This window comes from Gottfriedia luciferensis, assembly GCF_001712755.1.
GTDB lineage: Bacteria > Bacillota > Bacilli > Bacillales > Bacillaceae_G > Gottfriedia > Gottfriedia luciferensis_B.
Map to the genome: position 1 here is coordinate 158,753 of NZ_MDKC01000004.1, position 19,489 is coordinate 178,241.

A 19,489-nucleotide genomic window follows, 5' to 3' on the forward strand; every position below is an offset into this window, starting at 1 on the left:
AAGCGCTTTCTAAAATTTAGAAAAATTTACATTAAATGATACATTTTTGTTCAATTTGAACGTTACCTAATATAGAGGAGGCTGATCATGCTAGTAGGGGAAATCATCAAATATTATCGAGAGAAAAAGGGAATTAGTCAATCTACATTAGGTGAAGGAATTTGTGGTAAAGCGTATATTAGTAGGTTTGAAAGTGGAAAAGTTACATTGTCTCCTGAAATTATCTACAAATTAGCTAATAAGTTAGAAATTGATATAAATAAAGAAATTGAATCTTTATATCTTATTGAAAAGCACTTAAATGATTGGAATCAGGCAATCATTATGCAAAGAACAACACAAATTGAAGGAATTAAAATAGAGTTAGATCAAAATCCGTTTATTATGGCTTCTAAACATGCGGCAAACTATATGCTATTAACTGGGAGGTATTATCTTTACAAAAATTTGTTTAAAGAAGCAAAAAATATAATTGAGAATGTAGAAAAAGAGTTTCAAACGTTATCTAATTATGAAAAAAACCTTCTTCTACACATTAAAGGAATATACTGTATCAGTACATTTAGAACTGCCCAAGGTGAAGACAGTCAAACTGCTGTGAATTTATTAAAACAAATTAATATAGCAGAGTATAATAATGAGGAATATTACTACCACTTAGCGCTAGCATACCATCATGTAAAGGCAAAAGTATCTGCTTTTACATATGCCAAAAAAGCTCTTCAATTTTTTAATCGAACATATAATCATGTGAGTGCTATGAATGCTCAAATTTTAATGCTAATGCAATTCGATAGTAAAAGTGATATTGATTTTTTAGACCTAGTTGAAAACTATAAGAATTTAATACACAATTGCTCGATATTAGGTGCTCAAGAAAGTAAAAACAATATTTTATATAATCTAGGAGAAGAGTTTTATAAAAGAGGGAAATATGAACAAGCTGTTAGTTATTTTGAACAAGCTTTTTTACTAACTGATAAATCTTCAATAAAATATATAAGACGTTTATATCATTTTATTGAAGCATGTTTAGATGGAAAGTTATTGAATAAGGAAACTATTTTAGAAAAAATAGAAACAGGTACGAAATTAGCAAAAAAACAATGCCCAATATATTTCAATCTTTATAAACTATTAGCATTGAAATGTAAAAAAAATCAAAGTCAATTTTATCAATTTTTAGCTGAAGTAGTCGTTCCACAGATTATAGCAACTAATAATACTTCATTTTTTGAGCAATATGGAAAGATGTTATACAATCACTATGTCGAGCAAAAGGAATATGAAAAAGCGATTGAAATAGACCAAAGCTTTAAATTGATGATTCAGGTGTTAAATTAAAAGTCTTTAGATAACGAGATCTCGTTATCTAAGGCTTTTTTTATTATCTAGGAAATTGAAATTTATCATAAATATTAAATTTTGCTCTCAATGTTTATAAACATTAGACAAGAAGTTTGTCGAAACTCGCTAAAATTGTTCTATAAACCCAGTAATAAAGGCTCGCTATAACCCGATTGATAAAGAAATGAAAATTCTCAATAATGAAGTTAAATAAATAGACAAATTGTTTGTTTATTTTTGGGGAAATAGTACAGAGTTTTATCAAAGAAAGTCTAATTTTGTACTTCAATGTAGAAATCTACCTTGTCGTAAATTTACTAGGAGGAAGAGAAATGGGGAAAAAGACAGAGAAAAAGTTTTTAAAAAGCTTTACCGTTTTAGCTTTAACATCGAGCTTTATTCTAGGCTCGCTTGGACAAGTAACATCTAGTACGAAAGCAGCAAGTCCAAGTAAAGCAGAAGATATTTTAGCAAATTTATCTTCTGAGCAAAGAGCGGCTCTTGAACAGCTTTCAACAAATGAACAAACAGGTCTTCAAATTTCTTCAGATATTAATTTAAACTCTTCAGAACAAACAAGTGTTATTGTTGAGTTTGCAAATAAACCTGCTAAAGTTGCTCAAATTGAAGCGAGTGTAGAAGGTAAATCATTAACTACATCTGAAGCAGCAAACTTAGTCGATCAAGATCATGAGACATTTGCTAAAGATGTTGGTCAAGTATTAGAAAGTGGCAAAACTAAAAAAGTAGATTATACGATTAATCGTTCATATAAGAATGCCTTTAATGGTGTTTCGATGAGTCTACCGGCAAACCAAATTAAAAATCTATTAAAATCAAAAGCTGTTAAAGCAGTATGGAGTAACCGAACTTTTTCAATTGATCCTCCTAAGGAAAATGATCAATTAAAAGCGGATGAAGCAAATGTTTCAAACTATACACCGTATGACGGATTAGATCGTTTACATGCAGAAGGATATACAGGTAAAGGAATTAAAGTTGGAATTTTAGATACAGGTATTGATTATAACCACCCAGACTTGAAAGATGCCTTTAAAGGTGGATATGATTTTGTTGATAATGATAATGATCCAATGGAAACAACATACGCTGATTGGGTGAAAGCAGGTAAACCTGGCACTGCTAATGGAGCTGATTACTATACAGAACATGGAACGCATGTTGCCGGAATCATTGGTGGCCGTGGTGTAGCCAATAGTGAGTATAAAACTGTTGGAGCAGCTCCAGAATCAGAAATTTATTCTTACAGAGTACTTGGACCAGGTGGTAGTGGAACAACTGATGCAATCATGGCCGGAATCGATCGTGCTGTAAAAGACGGTATGAATGTCATTAACATGTCTTTAGGTGCAACGTTAAATGATCCTCTATTTGCGACTTCAATTGCGGTAAATAACGCAGTTTTAAGTGGAGTTACTACAGTCATTGCGGCAGGAAATAGCGGGGATCAAATGTATACTGTAGGTGCACCAGGTGCTGCAGCATTAGCTTTAACAGTCGGTGCCTCATCCATTGCACTTGATATTTATCAATATGCAGGCATTCAAGATGGTAAAAACTACACATTAAGACAGTTAGCAAGAAATTATAAAGATGATTTAACGACATTAAAAGGTAAAACATATCAGCTTGTTGATGTTGGATTAGCTAACTCATGGGACTTTACTGGAAAAGATCTGAACGGTAAGATTGCGTTCATTAAACGTGGATCAATTGCATTAATTGATAAAATCAAAAATGCAAAAGTAGCTGGTGCAGTCGGCGTAATAATGTATAACGATGAAACAAATAAGGCAGAAGGTCCAATTCAATCATTTCTTGGTGAATCAGTCGATGCGATCCCAGCTTTCTCTGTCACAAATGATGAAGGAAATACGATTTTAGCAGCAATTCAAGCTGGTAAAACAGACTTTACATTTGGTGATTTTACGAAATTAAAAACAGCTTCAGATGAATTAGCACAATTCAGTTCTAGAGGTCCAACTCGAGTGAACTATGACATTAAACCTGAAGTAACTGCTCCTGGAGTATCAATTCTTTCGACAGTACCATTCTATGTCAACGATAAAACAGTTGATGGATCAAAACCGGAAGATTACAAATACGCATATGAACGTTTATCAGGTACTTCAATGGCAACACCATATGTAGCAGGAGTATCGGCATTATTACTTCAATCAAATAAAGATTTAAAACCTGAAGATATCAAATCAATTTTAATGAATACTGCAGATCCACTTTCAAAGGCTTATAGTGTATTTGAAGAAGGTAGCGGACGAGTAGATGCTTATGAAGCAATCCACTCTAATGTTGAATTAGAAGTAGTTGATAAAACACCTACGATTATTGATGGAAAACAAAAATCAATTCAAGAATTAACAGGTGGAATGAGCTTTGGTTCATTTGGATTTGATGATCAGGATATCGCTGATTCACGTACTGTTACTTTAAAGAACCGTAGCGAAAAAGGAAAAACATTTAGTGTAGATGTGAAATTCCAAACTGGGTTAAGAGGATCAAAAGACGCAGCTCAAAATAATGTAACGTTATCCGGTCCGACATCTGTAAAATTAAATGGAATTAGCCAAAAATCAATCAAGTTCGATTTAAATATTCCAAAAACAGCTGAAAAAGGCACATATGAAGGATATATTATTTTCACAAATACAGGGGATCCTACAGAAACGTATCAAATACCGTTTGGTGGACGTGTAGTATATGAAGGCATTGATTCAGTAGACGCATTACCAATGTATTCATCCGATACAGCTTGGCCGGAAAATGCGTGGCCTTTCGAATCATTTTCATTCTCATTAAAATCACATATGAAAACATTAGATATCATTTTACAAGACCCTACAACTGGTGAAGACCTAGGATTAGTAGGTTCGTTGTCTCCGATTACATTGAATGAAAATCAAACTTATTATGTTTCAAGAGGATTTACTGGAACATATTATCCATTTACTGGTGATTCAGCAAAACCGATTAGCTATCAACCAGAAATTGCTCAACCAGGACGCTATAAAATTAAGTTGGTTGGATCAAATGAACAAGGAAAAACATTTACAAAATCAGCTGATTTCATCTATGACCTAGGTGCACCAACTATGACTTCTAGCTTTGATTCATTGGATCAAAAAGTTATTGAAACGAATGATAGTCAATTTGATTCAAATGGACAATTCTTATACAATTTTAACATTAACTTAAATGATCCTGAAACAGGAGAAGCTAGTAAACTAGGTTTTCCAGTTGATCAATCAAACAACTCAGTTGTAACATTCTTTAATAGTCCATGGCCAAAAAATCCTGTTCAAACTGATAAAAATGGAAATTACACTGATCAACTTGTAGTTAGAAAACAGTCTGCACCTTTACAAGTTCAGTTTTATGGAATGGATTATGCAAGAAACTTTACTGGAAATGCTTTTAATATGTTAAGAGTTGTTTTTGTGGATCACAATTTACCTTATTACTATTTAAAGGCAAATAAACAAATTGTAACAACAGGAGATACAGTAAATTATAGTGTTCGTTCAAATAATATTAAAAATTTAAAAACAAGTAAAATTACAATACCGGTGGATCCTAACCTTGCTTCAATTGAAAATGTAGTTGTGAATGATGCAGTAAAGCAATATGGAGATGCAAAGGTGTCAGTATCTACAGCACAATCAGGAAGTTACTTAAACTATACAATTACGTTCACTTATTTAGGTAATAAAGTATTACCAGAAGACTTACAATTATTTAATTTCGACCTTAAAACGGCTAAAAAATTTACAGATGGTGTTTATGGAGGATCTGCTTTCAATTGGTATACAATGACAGCCTCTACGACTGATCAATCAGATGTAGTGACTAATAATGTCTACTCTTACATGGAAAGTATTAAATACAAACCAACATACTCAAGATTAGATGGAACAATACGAGTTGAAGGTGCAAATGACCCAACAACAAGTCAGCTAAATTATGCGCTTAATCAAAGTGCAATCGGTGCGAAAGTAACCGTTACTTCTTATGATGGAAAAACAAGTGTTAGTGCGCCGAGTTTCAATAAGAGCGGGCAATATATCATTGATGGCCTAAAAGCTGAAGCAAATCCTTATACGGTAACAGTTGATGTACCAGGTCATTTCACTATGAAAAGACAACTTGTTTTATCTAATAATGTACGTGGGGAAATCGTAGGAAAGAGATTAGCTTGGAATTTACCAACTGCCGCAGCTGGTGATGTAAATAAAGATAATGTGATCGATATTCTAGACGCATTAGCAGTCCAAACATATTGGGGAACAAATAAAGCAACTGCAGATTTTAACTTTGATAAAGTAGTAGATAAAAAGGATATGGATTACATTGTTAAAAACTTTGGATTAAAAAATCCGACAGTTTCAAATGCGCCAAAAGCAAAAACGGCTTATAAAGGCATTACGTTGGATGATGTATTAACTCAATTAGGTTTACAATAAACAAAGGTTGAAGAGAAGCTAAATATAGGCTTCTCTTTTTCTATTAAGATATGTCTAGATGAATTGTTTTCTGCTGGATTAGCTAAAAAATCTTGAGATCAATCAAGAAAATATGTGAAAAATTTATGCAAAGCTAATCTATAAAAATATAAGAAAAACTTATCAAATTAACAGAAGTTTATAAACTTTTTATTCGAATTTTGTCGAATTGTGTATAAAAACGGAGTGAACATTGAATTAATCGATTAAATTTAACCCGATTGAGTATTTTTAGAATATTTTTAATAATTAAATATAAGAAGTGCTAATGAAGAGCGATGAAGGAATATAAAGACTACTAGTATTTTAGATTCAAAATTCCTCTACCATTACATACTTCAACTTTAGAAATATACTAAAAATGGGGGAAAAGTAAGATGAAAAGACCGGGTAAGAGTAAACTTGTAAAAAGTCTTTCTGTTGCAGCATTATCATCTAGTTTTATTTTAGGATCATTAGGTCATGTAACAAATGTAACTAAAGCTGAGAATGCTTCAACAGCAGAATCAATTTTAGCTAATTTAACTTCACAACAAAGACAAGCATTACAAAAGCTTACAGCAACTGATCAAACTGGCCTTTTTCTAGATTCAGATATTAATTTAAATAGCGAAAAGCCTGTTTCAGTTATCGTTTCATTTAAGCAAAAACCACAAAAAATCGCCGTATTAGAAGCAGCTTTAAAGGGACAAGCTTTATCTGATGCAAAAGCAGCAAGTAATGCGAATGCAGATCATACGACTTTTAAAGAAGATTTAAGTTCTTTATTTAAATCAAAATCGGATGGTTCTTATAAAATTAAACGTGAATATAAACATGCATTTAATGGTGTTGCCTTGGAAGTGCCTGCAAACAAACTAAACGAACTTATGAAATCAACAGCTGTACAAGCGATTTATAGCGATGTAACTGTAAAATCAGAACTTCCAGTTGAAGGAAAAGATTCGTCTACAACTTCATCAGGTAAGGGAATGGCTGATGAGCGATCTTACCTAAAAATTGATAAATTACATCAAGAAGGATACACAGGTAAAGGAGTAAAAGTTGCGGTAATAGATACAGGCGTTGATTATAATCATCCAGACATTAAAGATGCATATAAAGGTGGATATGATTTCGTAGATAATGACAATGATCCGATGGAAACAACTTATGCTGATTATGTAAAAGCTGGTAAACCATATGGGGATTCAGGGGCTGGAAATTATGTAACAGAACACGGAACACACGTATCTGGAACAATTGTTGGACAAGGTAAAAATGAAAGCGAAGATGCTACAACAGGTATTGCGCCAGACGCTGATTTATACGTATATCGTGTACTAGGACCAGGTGGAAGTGGAACGACAGATAATATCATCGCGGGTATTGATCAAGCAGTTGCAGATGGTATGGATGTTATGAATCTATCATTAGGTGCAAATTATAATGACCCTCTACTTGCCGAAAGTATTGCGATTAATAATGCAGTATTAAATGGTGTAACTGCAGTAGTTGCTGCTGGAAATGCAGGGAATAAGATGTATACGTTAGGTTCTCCAGGTACGGCAGCTTTAGCGTTAACAGTTGGAGCAAGTGATGTTCCAATTTCTACGATGTCTGCGAAAGGTAACATTGATGATGTATCGACTAATTTACGCTTAATGGCAAGTGGCTATGGAGACGATATTTCAAAATTTAAGGGACAAACTTTACCAGTTGTAGATGTGAATCTAGGAGAAGCATACTATGGAAAAGATGTAAAAGGCAAAATTGTCCTAATGTCCCGTGGAACTTATACAATGGATTCTAAAATTGCTGTAGCTAAATCGCAAGGTGCTGCTGCAGTTCTGATGTACAATGATAATCCAACAGAAGGATTTATCCCAACTTACTTTGGAGAAGGTGCTAACTTCATTCCATCTTTCTCATTATCAAATGCAGAAGGACTTGCATTAAAACAAAAGCTACAAACAGGATCTGTTAACTTTACGTTTACAGACATTGGAGAAGCAAAAACTCAAGGGGATACATTGGCAGATTTCAGTTCTAGGGGACCTGCAAGATTAACATACGATATTAAGCCAGAAATTACAGCTCCAGGCGTGAGTGTATTATCGACAGTGCCAGGCTTTGTTAATAACCCAGTTAATCCAAATGATTATAAAAACGCATATCAGCGCATGTCAGGAACATCGATGGCTACTCCATTTACTACTGGTGTGGCAGCCTTATTAAAACAAGCTAACCATAATTTACAACCAGAAGATATAAAAGCGATTTTAATGAATACAGCTGATTCATTAAGCAAACCATATAGCGTGTTTGAGCAAGGTGCAGGACGAATTGATCCATACAATGCAATTCATTCAACAATCGAAATCAAAGTCCAAGAAAAAACACCAATGATTGTTAATGGAAGAGAAAAACAAATCAGTGAGGAAACAGGAGCACTTAGCTTCGGTAATGTAGCATTCGATAACAATGATTACTCTGATTCACGCACTGTTACATTAATGAATAGAGGAGAAAAAACGAAAACATTTGATGTAAAAGTAAGTTTCCAATCGGGTCTTCGAGGCTCAAAGGATGCAGCAGCAAATGGAGTAACTGTACAAGCACCTTCATCAGTTACCTTAAAAGGGATTAGTCAAAAGAAAACAAATATTACATTGAATATTCCAAAGACAGCGGAAAAGGGAATCTATGAAGGATATGTAACTTATACAAACAAAGACAATCCATCTGAATCATATCGAATTCCTTTTGGTGTACATTATGTAGAAAAAGAATTCAATTCGTTTAACCTTACTCGTCAGTCAATGTCAACTGATAGAAATACTTTAGCAAGTCCATTATTTTATCCATATTTAACGGCTAAATTTACATTGAAATCTCATATGATAAGCATTGATGTTGTATTTACTGACGCGGTTACAGGCCAGGACTTAGGTATTACAAATTCATTCGATGGTGTTGCTTATGATGAAGGAGTAGAATACACAATTGCAGCTTCTGTTGGAGCGTATTATCCATTTACTGGTGACCCAAATAATCCAGTTAGTTCAAAACCTGTTCTACCAAAAGAAGGATTATACAAAGTAAAACTAATTGGGTATGATGATGCTGGTAAAGCATATACAATTTCACAAGATCTTTTAGTCGATAATACAATGCCAAATAAATTTGATGTAAAAGTTGATGGAGAAAAAGAAGGAAATCCATTTATCGAATATAAGGTAGACCAAAAGTCCGTCCCGTTTACTGCTTCGATTAATGATAAGTCAATTGAGTTAATGAAAGCAGCAGGTATGAAAGCAGATCAATCCCAAAACACAATAGGATATTTCTATAATAGTCCATGGTTAAGTGGAACTCTTAAATTAGATGAAAATGGAAATGCTCAAGATGAAATCGAAATGGATCCAACCCAATCAATGTTATCATTCCGATTCATCGGTGGAGACCAAGCAACGAATACCTATGGTGATAAGCAATATCTTTTTGTTAAAGAAGGAACTCCGTATGTTTACGGTCAACCAAGTGGCAAAACAAGATCAAACAGAGTAATTGCACATCCAGGTGATACAAATACGATCACACTTACTGCTAATAATGTGAACAAATTAAAACAAGCAGGCTTTAGCTTTACAACGAATACTGCTGATACAAATATCGTAAATATTGCATTAACTCCTGAGGCACAAAAGCTTGGTGGACAAATGAACGTTACAACGACTAATCCAACAAGTGCAACTGTTAAATCAGATATCAATATTACATTTGACGGTTCTAAAGAGGTATCTGGAGATCTTCCAATGGTTGATGTAACGATTAAAATTCCAAAACTAGCAGATCCGATTCCTAGCTCTAGCTTTAACTATGTAACTTCGACATTTACAAGTATAGATAATACAGTGACTCAGCCATTTACTTATATTGCACCAATTGCAATTCTACCAAATATCTCAAGTGTGATTAGTTATATTCACCCAGAAAGCTTCCAAAATGCTGATGGTACTATGAAGCTAATTGATTTCACAAAAATAGGAGCGAATGTAACGATTGTAGATAGTAAAGGAAAATCATATCATGCAATAATGGATAAAAGAGGACAATTTTATGTATCAGGATTACCTGTTACTAGTGATGAATTTACTGTAATTACTGATATTCCAGGTCACTTTACAACATCTGGTACGTTTGACAATGTATACAGTATAATGGATGGTTTCATGTATGGTGTTAGTAAGAGAATCGGAACAGAAAGCGTTGATGTTGCAACTGCAGGTGATGTCAATAAAGATAATGTCATTGATATAAACGATGCATTAGCAATTGAAACATACTGGGGAACAAACAAACGTTCAGCTGATATCAACTTTGACGGAACAGTTGATGCAAAAGATTTTGCTTATGTAGAAAAGAATTTCTTAAAACAAAACCCAGCTGTAGAAAATGCACCTAAACCAGTGAAGCGTTATAAAGGCAAAGAACTAGCAGATATTAAGAGTGAGTTAGGTATTCAATAAGCAAGTAAGTTTTTAGTAGAGTAAGAAATTTATAGAATAGTGAATAAAGGTTGTCTCATTAGTCAGCGTACTTTTGAGGCAGCCTTTTTATTGTTTAAGGTTCAAATATAAAAAAATTTCTAAATCTATTAAACTAAAAAGGTCATTAAAGCTATGAAAGTATAATAATGTGCCAAGTTTTTGTGGTGTTTTTAGTAGAAACTTGTCGAAAAAGAACCTAAAATTGTAAAAAGCATTGATTTTATTGACAGTTAATAACCCAATTGTAAATTATTAGAATATTCTAGATAATTAGTTTGCAAAGGAAAGATTTAATGAAGAGTGATATCGAATATAAAAACAAATCATTTTAGATTCATATTTCCTCTCACATTAAAAACTTTATTTTGATAACTAGAATATTTGGGGGAAGAGTATGTTAAAAAGAACGGGTAATAGTAAACTAGTAAAAGGCTTATCTGTAGCAGTTTTATCATCTAGTTTTGTATTAGGTTCATTAGGTCATGTATCTAATATAACGAAAGCTGAAAATGCTTCAACAGCAGAATCAATTTTAGCTAAATTAACTCCACAGCAAAGAGAAGCATTGCAGAAGCTTTCATCTACTGATCAATCAGGACTTTTTCTAGATTCAAGTGTGAACATAAATAGTCCGGAAACTGTTTCTGTTATTGTTTCATTTAAACAAAAGCCACAAAAAATTGCTGTATTAGAAGCAGCTTTAAAGGGTGAAGCTTTATCAGAGGAAAAAGCGAAAATTAATGCAAATGCTGATCATTCAATGTTTAAAGAAGATTTGAGCTCTTTATTTAAAACAAAAGCTGATGGCGACTATAAAATTAAACGAGAATATAAACATGCTTTTAACGGGGTAGCTTTGGAAGTCCCTGCTAATAAGCTACAAAAACTAATGAAATCAACAGCAGTACAAGCTATTTATAGTGACGCAACAGTTAAGTCAGAACTTCCAGTTGAAGGAAAGGAAGCAACATCGAATTCAACTGGTAAAGGAATGGCAGACGAGCGTACTTATCTTAAAATTGATAAATTACATCAAGAAGGTTATACAGGTAAAGGAGTAAAGGTAGCTGTTCTTGATACTGGTATTGATTACAACCACCCTGACATTAAAGAAGCATTTAAAGGTGGATACGATTTCGTTGATAATGATAATGATCCGATGGAAACAAGCTATGCTGATTGGGTAAAGGCTGGTAAGCCAGGAGGAACTTCAGGTGCAGCAAGTTATGTAACGGAACATGGAACGCATGTATCTGGAACAATTGTGGGTCAAGGGAAAAATGAAAGTGAGTACGCGACAACTGGTATTGCTCCAGACGCTGACCTTTATGTATATCGTGTATTAGGACCGGGTGGAAGTGGTACAACTGAAAATATCATTGCAGGAATTGACCAAGCAGTTGCTGACGGAATGGATGTTATGAACCTTTCATTAGGTGCAAATTACAATGATCCACTACTTGCTGAGAGTATTGCGATTAATAATGCCGTACTAAGTGGCGTAACAGCAGTAGTTGCTGCTGGTAATACAGGGAATAAAATGTATACATTAGGATCCCCAGGAACTGCAGCTTTAGCGTTAACAGTCGGAGCTAGTGATGTACCAATTACAACAATGTCTGCTAAAGGTTCAATGGATAACGTATCTGCTAATTTACAATTAATGGCAAATGGTTATGGAGATGACATTACAAAACTAAAAGGACAAACTTTACCGGTAGTAGATGTAAATCTAGGAGAAGCATACACTGGTAAAGATGTTAAAGGCAAAATTGTTTTAATGAGCCGTGGTACTTATACATTGGATTCTAAAATTGCTGTAGCTAAATCACAAGGTGCAGTTGCGGTTTTAATGTACAATGATAATCCAACTGAAGGATTTATTCCAAGCTACTTAGGTGAAGGTGTAAATTTCATCCCATCATTTAGTTTATCAAATGCTGAGGGTCTTGCATTAAAACAAAAATTACAATCAGGCTCAGCTAATTTTACGATCTCAGATATGAGTGAAGTAAAAACGCAAGGAGATACTATAGCAGACTTTAGTTCAAGAGGACCTGCTAGATTAACATACGATATTAAGCCAGAAATCACTGCACCAGGTGTGAGTGTGCTATCAACTGTACCTGGATTTATTAATAATCCTGATAATCCGACAGATTACAAAAATGCGTATCAACGTATGTCAGGTACATCAATGGCTACTCCATTTACGACTGGTGTTGCAGCCTTATTAAAACAAGCTAACCATAGCTTACAACCAGAAGATATAAAAGCGATTTTAATGAATTCAGCAGATTCATTAAGCAAGCCATACAGTGTGTTTGAACAAGGTGCGGGACGAATTGATCCGTATAATGCAATCCATTCATCAATTGAAATTAAAGTACAAGAAAAAACGCCAATGATCGTTAATGGAAAAGAAAAACAAATTAATGAAGATACAGGAGCGCTAAGCTTTGGGAATGTAGCTTTTGATGGAAAAGATTATTCAGATTCGCGTTCTGTCACATTAATGAACAGAGGCGAAAAGACGAAAACATTTGATGTAAAAGTTAATTTCCAATCGAATCTACGCGGTTCAAAAGATGCAGTAGCAAACGGTGTAACAGTACAGTCCCCAGCATCAGTTACGTTAAAAGGAATTAGCCAAAAGAAAACAAATATTACATTAAATATTCCTAAAACAGCTGAAAAAGGAATTTATGAAGGATATGTAGTTTATACAAATAAAGATAATCCATCTGAAACATATCGAGTCCCATTTGGTGTACATTTTGTAGAAAAAGGATTCCAAGACTTAAGTATTACTCGTCAAGCTATGACGACTGATCGAAATAATTTAAATAGTCCATTATTTAATCCTTTTTTAAGCGCTAAATTCTCATTAAAGTCGCATATGAGATATATCGATGTAGTTTTAACTGATGCAGTAACTGGTCAGGATTTAGGTATTATGAATACATTCGACGGTGTTTCATTTGACGAAGGTGTACAATACACAATTTCAGCTGGACAAGGCGTCTACTATCCATTTACAAATGATGTAAATAATCCAATTAGTTCAAAAGCAGCTTTAGCAAAAGAAGGATTATACAAAGTAAAACTAATCGGCTATGATGATGCAGGAAATTCATATACGATCTCACAAGATTTATTAGTTGATACGACAATGCCAAATCAATTCGATATACACGTAGAAGGTGAAAAAGAAGGAAGTCCATTTATTGAGTATAAAGAAGATCAAAAGTCAATTCCGTATACTGCTAAAATCACTGATAAGTCAGTTGAGATCATGAATGCAGCGGGCATAAAAGCAGACCAATCTACGAATACAATTGGTTATTTCTATAATAGTCCTTTTATGGGTGGAAAACTTGAATTAGACGAAAATGGAAATGCTGCCAAAGATGAAATTGAAATGGTACCAAGTCTTGCAACGTCATCACTTCGATTCATTGGAGGAGACTTAGCATCAAATGCATTTGGTGATAAACAGTATTACTTCGTAAAAGAAGGAACGCAATATGTTTACGGCCAACCAAATGCTAAAACTAGATTAAATAAACTTATTACACATCCTGGCGAGACAAATACAATTACACTTACTGCTAATAATGTAAGCAAATTAAAACAAGCGCTATATAGTTTTACGACGAATATTGCTGATACAAATATCGTGGGTATTACATTAAATCCTGCAGCGGCGAAACTTGGTGGACAATTAAATGTGACAACGACAAATCCATCTAGTACAACTGTTAAATCTGACGTTAATGTAACGTTTGATGGTTCAAAAGAAGTATCAGGTGATCTACCAATGGTTGACGTGACGATTAAAATACCAGATATGAAGGATGTATATACTACTTCTAGCTTTAGAACAGTTACATCAACTTTTACAAGTGTTGATAATGTAATAACGAAACCATTTACTTATATTGCACCAATCTCTATTTTGCCAAGTTTCTCAAGCGTAATTAGTTATATTCACCCTGAAAGCTTCCAAAATGCGGATGGAACTCTGAAAAAAGCAGATTATACAAAAATCGGTGCAAATGTAACAATTGTAGATAGTAAAGGAAAATCTTACACAGGTACAATGGATAGCATTGGACAGTTCTATATTACTGGCTTACCGGTTACGAAGGACGAATTTACAGTAATCACAGATATTCCTGGTCACTTTAATACGTACGGTAAATTTGACAGAGTTTACAACACGATGGATGGTTTTATGTACGGAATTGGTAAGAGAATCGGTACAGAAACTGTAGACAAAGCAACTGCAGGAGATATTAATAAAGATAATGTAATCGATCTTAATGACGCGTTAGCAATTGAGACATACTGGGGTACTAACAAACGTTCAGCTGACATCAACTTTGATGGAACAGTTGATGCAAAGGACTTTGCATTTGTAGAAAAGAACTATTTAATGCAAAACCCAGCTGTAGATAATGCGCCAAAACCAGTGAAGAATTCAAAAGGTAAGACAATTGATACGATTAAAAGTGAATTAGGCATTCAATAAACGAGCAAGTTTTGAGTAAAGTAAGCAATTTATTTAACTGTTAATAAGGGTTGTCTCATTAGTCAAAGTACTTTTGAGGCAGCCTTTTTATTGTAATAAAAAAGGGATGTCTCATAGTTAAAATTCCAACTGATGAGACATCACCTTTATTTGTATTTGAATGCTAAAAAATTATTAAAAGGCGAAGCAAAAACAAAAACCATTATTAATCGATCGTTGTCCAATCTTGCGACCATTTCATTAATTCCTTAATTACTGGTTCTAAAGCCAGTCCTTTTTCTGTCAAAGAATATTCGATTCGAACTGGAGTTTCTGGGTAAACATCTCGTTTTACAATACCTGCTTGTTCTAAATCCTTTAGTCTTTCTGAAAGGACGCGCCCACTAATTGGCAAAGTTGATTCGATTGTACAAAATCGTTGTGATCCAGAAAGAAGTTGAAAAATTATAAGAATTGCCCAGCGTTTACTAATTAATTCTACGCTTTTTTCAAACCGAGGGCATAATAAAGAAAAATCCATTTAAAACCACCTCACCTATATCCATATTATAACTAAATTTGTATTAATAACAAGATTACGATACATAAATTTATTACTTGACGTAAGTTTATTACTAAATTAAACTTACTTACATAAAGTAACTAAATAATTTTTTTAGAAAAATAATAAATGTCTATAAATAGGTGGCAAAACAACATGAATATGAATACAGATGTATGTATTGTAGGTGCAGGACCAGGTGGTGCACTATTAGCATATTTACTTGCAAAAAATAATATTTCGACAGTCCTTGTGGAACGACATAGCGGAATTGATAAAGAATTTAGAGGGGAACATCTAAATTCTGATGGTGAACAAATATTAAAAAAACATCATCTTTATGAAAAAGTAAAAGAATACGGACTACTGCTAATGGATCGTGTGGAATATTGGAAACATAATAAAGTAATAAAAAGTATTTTTCCATCACAAGGTTCAAAACATGTTGGTATGCATGTTCCACAAAATCATTTATTAAATGTTATTTTAAACGAAGCAAATAAATATGAAAACTTTAAGCTTTTAATGGGCACACGTGTGTCTAAATTAATAGAAGATCAAGATGGTCGCTATATTGGTGTTAAAGCAATAAGGAATGGTACTGAAGTAACAATTAATAGTTCGATTATAATTGGTGCCGACGGTCGATTTTCAACAATCCGTAAATTAGCAAATATACAAACGGATATTATAAAACATGGATATGATTTACTTTGGGCTAAAGTACCAAGACCAGCAAGTTGGGATCCAACAGTTAGATTAACCTTGATTAATAAACAACAATTGGCTTTGTTTACTCAAGCAGGAGGGTTTATTCAAATTGGATGGAATATAGAAGAAGGTTCTTTTCCAATCTTAAGAAATAAATCTTTCAATCCCTTTGTAAACCAGCTAATCGAAGCATTTCCAGAACTGACTGAAACTGTTCAGGAAAATATAAAATCTTGGAACGATTTTGTATTATTAAATGTTCAAAGTAGCCGTAGCAAAACATGGGTAAAAGACGGCTTAATTATAATGGGAGATGCGGCACATACGATGAGTCCTACTGCTGCACTTGGTGTAAATATTGCAATGAAAGATGCAGATATTTTAGCAGAAATCATTCAAGATGCTATTCGAAACAAAGATACTAGTACAATAGTGTTAAAGAAATTTGAACATGCAAGACGAGAAGAAGTTGAAAGCTTACAAAAGCAACAACTAACACAGGAAAGTACTTTTAAACATCACTTTGATGTGATTAGATAAGAATGCCTTTTAAGTTTAAAAATGGACAAGTAAAAATTAAGAATTTTATTATATCAATATGAAATCGTGTAAGAAAACAGGAGGAAGCCTCATGATCAATGAAAAAGTAGTTTCTCTATTAAAAGAGAAAATTAATGTAATAAAAAATAATGATAAATCAATTTATTTAGTTGGACCAATTAAACTTCCAGTAAATTTAGATGGAGAAACAGTTATTTTTCAATGGTATTGTTGGCTACGCTGTGAGGATATTGAAGGAGATTTTTGTAGCGATGGATCATATAACACTGAAAAAATTATTAGTAAATTAGCTTCATCAAATTTAGCAGAAATGCAACAATCAAGCGTATTAGTTTATGGTGACTTTGAAAATTCAGAGGATGCACTAATTCGAATGCATAGTATTTGTCATACAGGTGATATTTTTGGAAGTAAACGTTGTGATTGTGGATTCCAATTAAAAGAAGCAATGAAAATGATTTCTTCAAATGAATCAGGTGCATTATTTTATTTAGCAAACCATGAAGGAAGAGGAATCGGTTTATTTAGTAAAGCAATGGCATATGTTCTTCAAGAGCAAGGATATGATACTGTTGAGGCAAATGAAGAGCTTGGTTTTGTAGATGATGCACGAAACTATGAAGATGCTATTCGAGTATTAAAAACACTTCGCTCAAAGCAGGTTACTTTAATTACAAACAACCCAAGAAAATTGGATGCCCTTCAAAAATCTGGAGCTAATTTATCTGGAAGAATTCAATTATGGGGAGACAAATCAAAGTATAACGAAAAGTATTTAGAGACTAAAATTGTTCGTTCTGGTCATTTTAAAGGAGGACGTACAAGTGAGTAATCATGAATTTTATATGAATTTAGCTATTCAAAATGCCATAGCTACGAAAGGTCAAACCGACCCCAATCCATTAGTAGGATCTGTAATCGTAAATGATAATCGGATTGTTGGAATTGGTGCTCACCTAAAAGCCGGTGAACCTCATGCTGAAATTAATGCGCTTAGAATGGCAGGCGATAAAGCTGAAGGTGGAACAATTTATGTAACGCTTGAGCCATGCTCTCATCATGGTCGAACTGGTCCATGTGCAGAGGCGATTGTACGTGCAGGCTTGAAAAAAGTTGTTGTTGCTACACTTGACCCAAATCCGCTAGTTGCAGGAAGAGGAGTAAAAATTCTTCAAGATGCGGGAATTGAAGTAACCATCGGAGTTTGCGAAGAGCAATCGATCAAAATGAATGAAGTATTTAACAAATATATTGTTAAAAACATTCCTTTTGTCGTAATGAAATCAGCGTCTACATTAGATGGGAAGATTGCTACCCATTCTTCTGATAGTAAATGGATCACTTCAGCGGAGGCTCGAAATGATGTTCATCAATTAAGAAATGAAATTGGCGCGATTTTAGTTGGCGTTAACACAGTTTTAAAAGATAATCCAGAATTAACTACTAGAATTCCAAACGGTCGTAATCCAGTACGAGTGATTCTCGATTCAACTTTAAAAATTCCTTTAGAATCAAAAGTAGTATCAGATCAGCAAGCTGAAACATGGATATTCACAAGTCAAAAACACTCTGAACAGAAAAGAATAGAGTTAGAAAATTTAGGTGTAAAAGTATTTGTTACGAGCGATCTAAATCGAGTTGATTTAAATGAAATGCTAAAAATTCTAGGTGAACATTCAATCTCTTCTTTATTAGTAGAAGGTGGTGGGGAAGTGAATGCTTCCTTTATGAATCAAAATTTAGTTGATAAAGTGATTGTCTATTTAGCTCCTAAATTAATAGGTGGAAAAAATGCACCTACATTTTTAGAAGGTACTGGGATTGATAAAATGGGACAAGCGATTGAACTTGAAGAAATCGAATTAACGAAAATTGGTCCTGATTATAAATTCATAGGCTATCCAAAATATACTACTTCATGAGGAAGGACTTTTAGAATGAAATTCGGTTTCGATATTGACGATACTTTAATTGATTTAAGACAACATGCTTTTCACATTTATAATAAAAAATTAAATAAAAACATCCCTATAGAAGCTTACAATGAATTAAAAACTGTTGAAATTCATGAACCTTTTGGCTTAACGGCAGAAGAAGGAAGCAAAATGTGGAAGAGTAATCTAGAAGAGACATACTTTACGACTTGTCCTCCATTTCCATATGCAGTTGAAACATTACAAGAATTAGAAAAGCAGGGACACGAAATTTATTATGTGACAGCAAGAAATAAAGAATATGGTGAACGAACAAAAGAATGGTTAATAAAAAACGGATTTCCAGTTCATCAAGATCGATTCTATTGTGGAATGAAAGATTTAGAAAAAATTCATATAATAAAAGAATTAGGTTTAGATTACTATTTTGATGATAAACCAGAAATATTGAACACACTCTCAGAATTAACTTTAAAGGCATACGTGAAAGATACTTCATATAATCGAGGATTGGACATCCCACGTATTACTTGCTGGTCAGAATTAAAGGATATTATTTTGAGTAATCAATAAATAAAAAAACACCTTGATAGGTGTTTTTTTATTTCACGATGTTGAAAAATAACCTTGTCAAGAAAATTACCAAATTTTCGTAAAAGGAGTAGAGTGATGTTGATTTCCACTACAGGATGCTCGCTTTCCATGGGGCGAGACCTGAGCCTCCTCGGCAAGCCTGCGGGGTCTCAGCCTTCCCGCTAATCCCATAGGAGTCGAGCACCCCTCCGTTCCAA

9 protein-coding genes are annotated in these 19,489 nt (G+C 33.7%); 8 read left to right on the forward strand and 1 reads right to left on the reverse strand.

What is annotated here, in order from left to right:
* The first annotated feature begins 87 nt into the window (after positions 1–87).
* From BED47_RS06275 to BED47_RS06290, 4 genes are all read left to right on the forward strand, one after another.
* Positions 88–1,344, forward strand: coding sequence for a helix-turn-helix domain-containing protein (locus tag BED47_RS06275; protein ID WP_069032917.1), 1,257 nt, complete (start codon positions 88–90; stop codon positions 1,342–1,344).
* 335 nt (positions 1,345–1,679) lie between these two features.
* On the forward strand, positions 1,680–5,846 hold the full coding sequence (locus BED47_RS06280) for a S8 family serine peptidase (protein WP_069032918.1): 4,167 nt from the start codon (positions 1,680–1,682) through the stop codon (positions 5,844–5,846).
* 416 nt (positions 5,847–6,262) lie between these two features.
* The gene (locus BED47_RS06285; protein ID WP_069032919.1) at positions 6,263–10,396 is read left to right on the forward strand and encodes a S8 family serine peptidase; all 4,134 of its coding nucleotides are present in this window, start codon (positions 6,263–6,265) and stop codon (positions 10,394–10,396) included.
* 415 nt (positions 10,397–10,811) lie between these two features.
* A complete protein-coding gene (locus BED47_RS06290; RefSeq protein WP_069032920.1) occupies positions 10,812–14,951 on the forward strand; it encodes a S8 family serine peptidase in 4,140 nt (1,379 codons plus the stop codon).
* A gap of 205 nt (positions 14,952–15,156) precedes the next feature.
* Here BED47_RS06290 and BED47_RS06295 read toward each other — a convergent pair whose 3' ends face one another.
* On the reverse strand, positions 15,157–15,471 hold the full coding sequence (locus BED47_RS06295) for a winged helix-turn-helix transcriptional regulator (RefSeq protein WP_025671317.1): 315 nt from the start codon (positions 15,469–15,471) through the stop codon (positions 15,157–15,159).
* A gap of 177 nt (positions 15,472–15,648) precedes the next feature.
* On the opposite strand from BED47_RS06295, the gene BED47_RS06300 reads away from it, so the two are divergent.
* From BED47_RS06300 to BED47_RS06315, 4 genes are all read left to right on the forward strand, one after another.
* Positions 15,649–16,743, forward strand: a complete 1,095-nt coding sequence (locus BED47_RS06300; protein ID WP_069032921.1) for an FAD-dependent monooxygenase — start codon at positions 15,649–15,651, stop codon at positions 16,741–16,743.
* A gap of 91 nt (positions 16,744–16,834) precedes the next feature.
* The gene (locus BED47_RS06305) at positions 16,835–17,596 is read left to right on the forward strand and encodes a GTP cyclohydrolase II (RefSeq protein ID WP_069032922.1); all 762 of its coding nucleotides are present in this window, start codon (positions 16,835–16,837) and stop codon (positions 17,594–17,596) included.
* Complete coding sequence (gene ribD, locus BED47_RS06310; RefSeq protein WP_091024237.1) at positions 17,589–18,686, forward strand: bifunctional diaminohydroxyphosphoribosylaminopyrimidine deaminase/5-amino-6-(5-phosphoribosylamino)uracil reductase RibD; 1,098 nt, start codon at positions 17,589–17,591, stop codon at positions 18,684–18,686. The genes BED47_RS06305 and ribD overlap by 8 nt, the downstream gene beginning before the upstream one ends.
* Positions 18,687–18,701: 15 nt before the next feature.
* Positions 18,702–19,271, forward strand: a complete 570-nt coding sequence (locus tag BED47_RS06315) for a 5' nucleotidase, NT5C type (protein ID WP_069032923.1) — start codon at positions 18,702–18,704, stop codon at positions 19,269–19,271.
* Positions 19,272–19,489 lie beyond the last annotated feature (218 nt).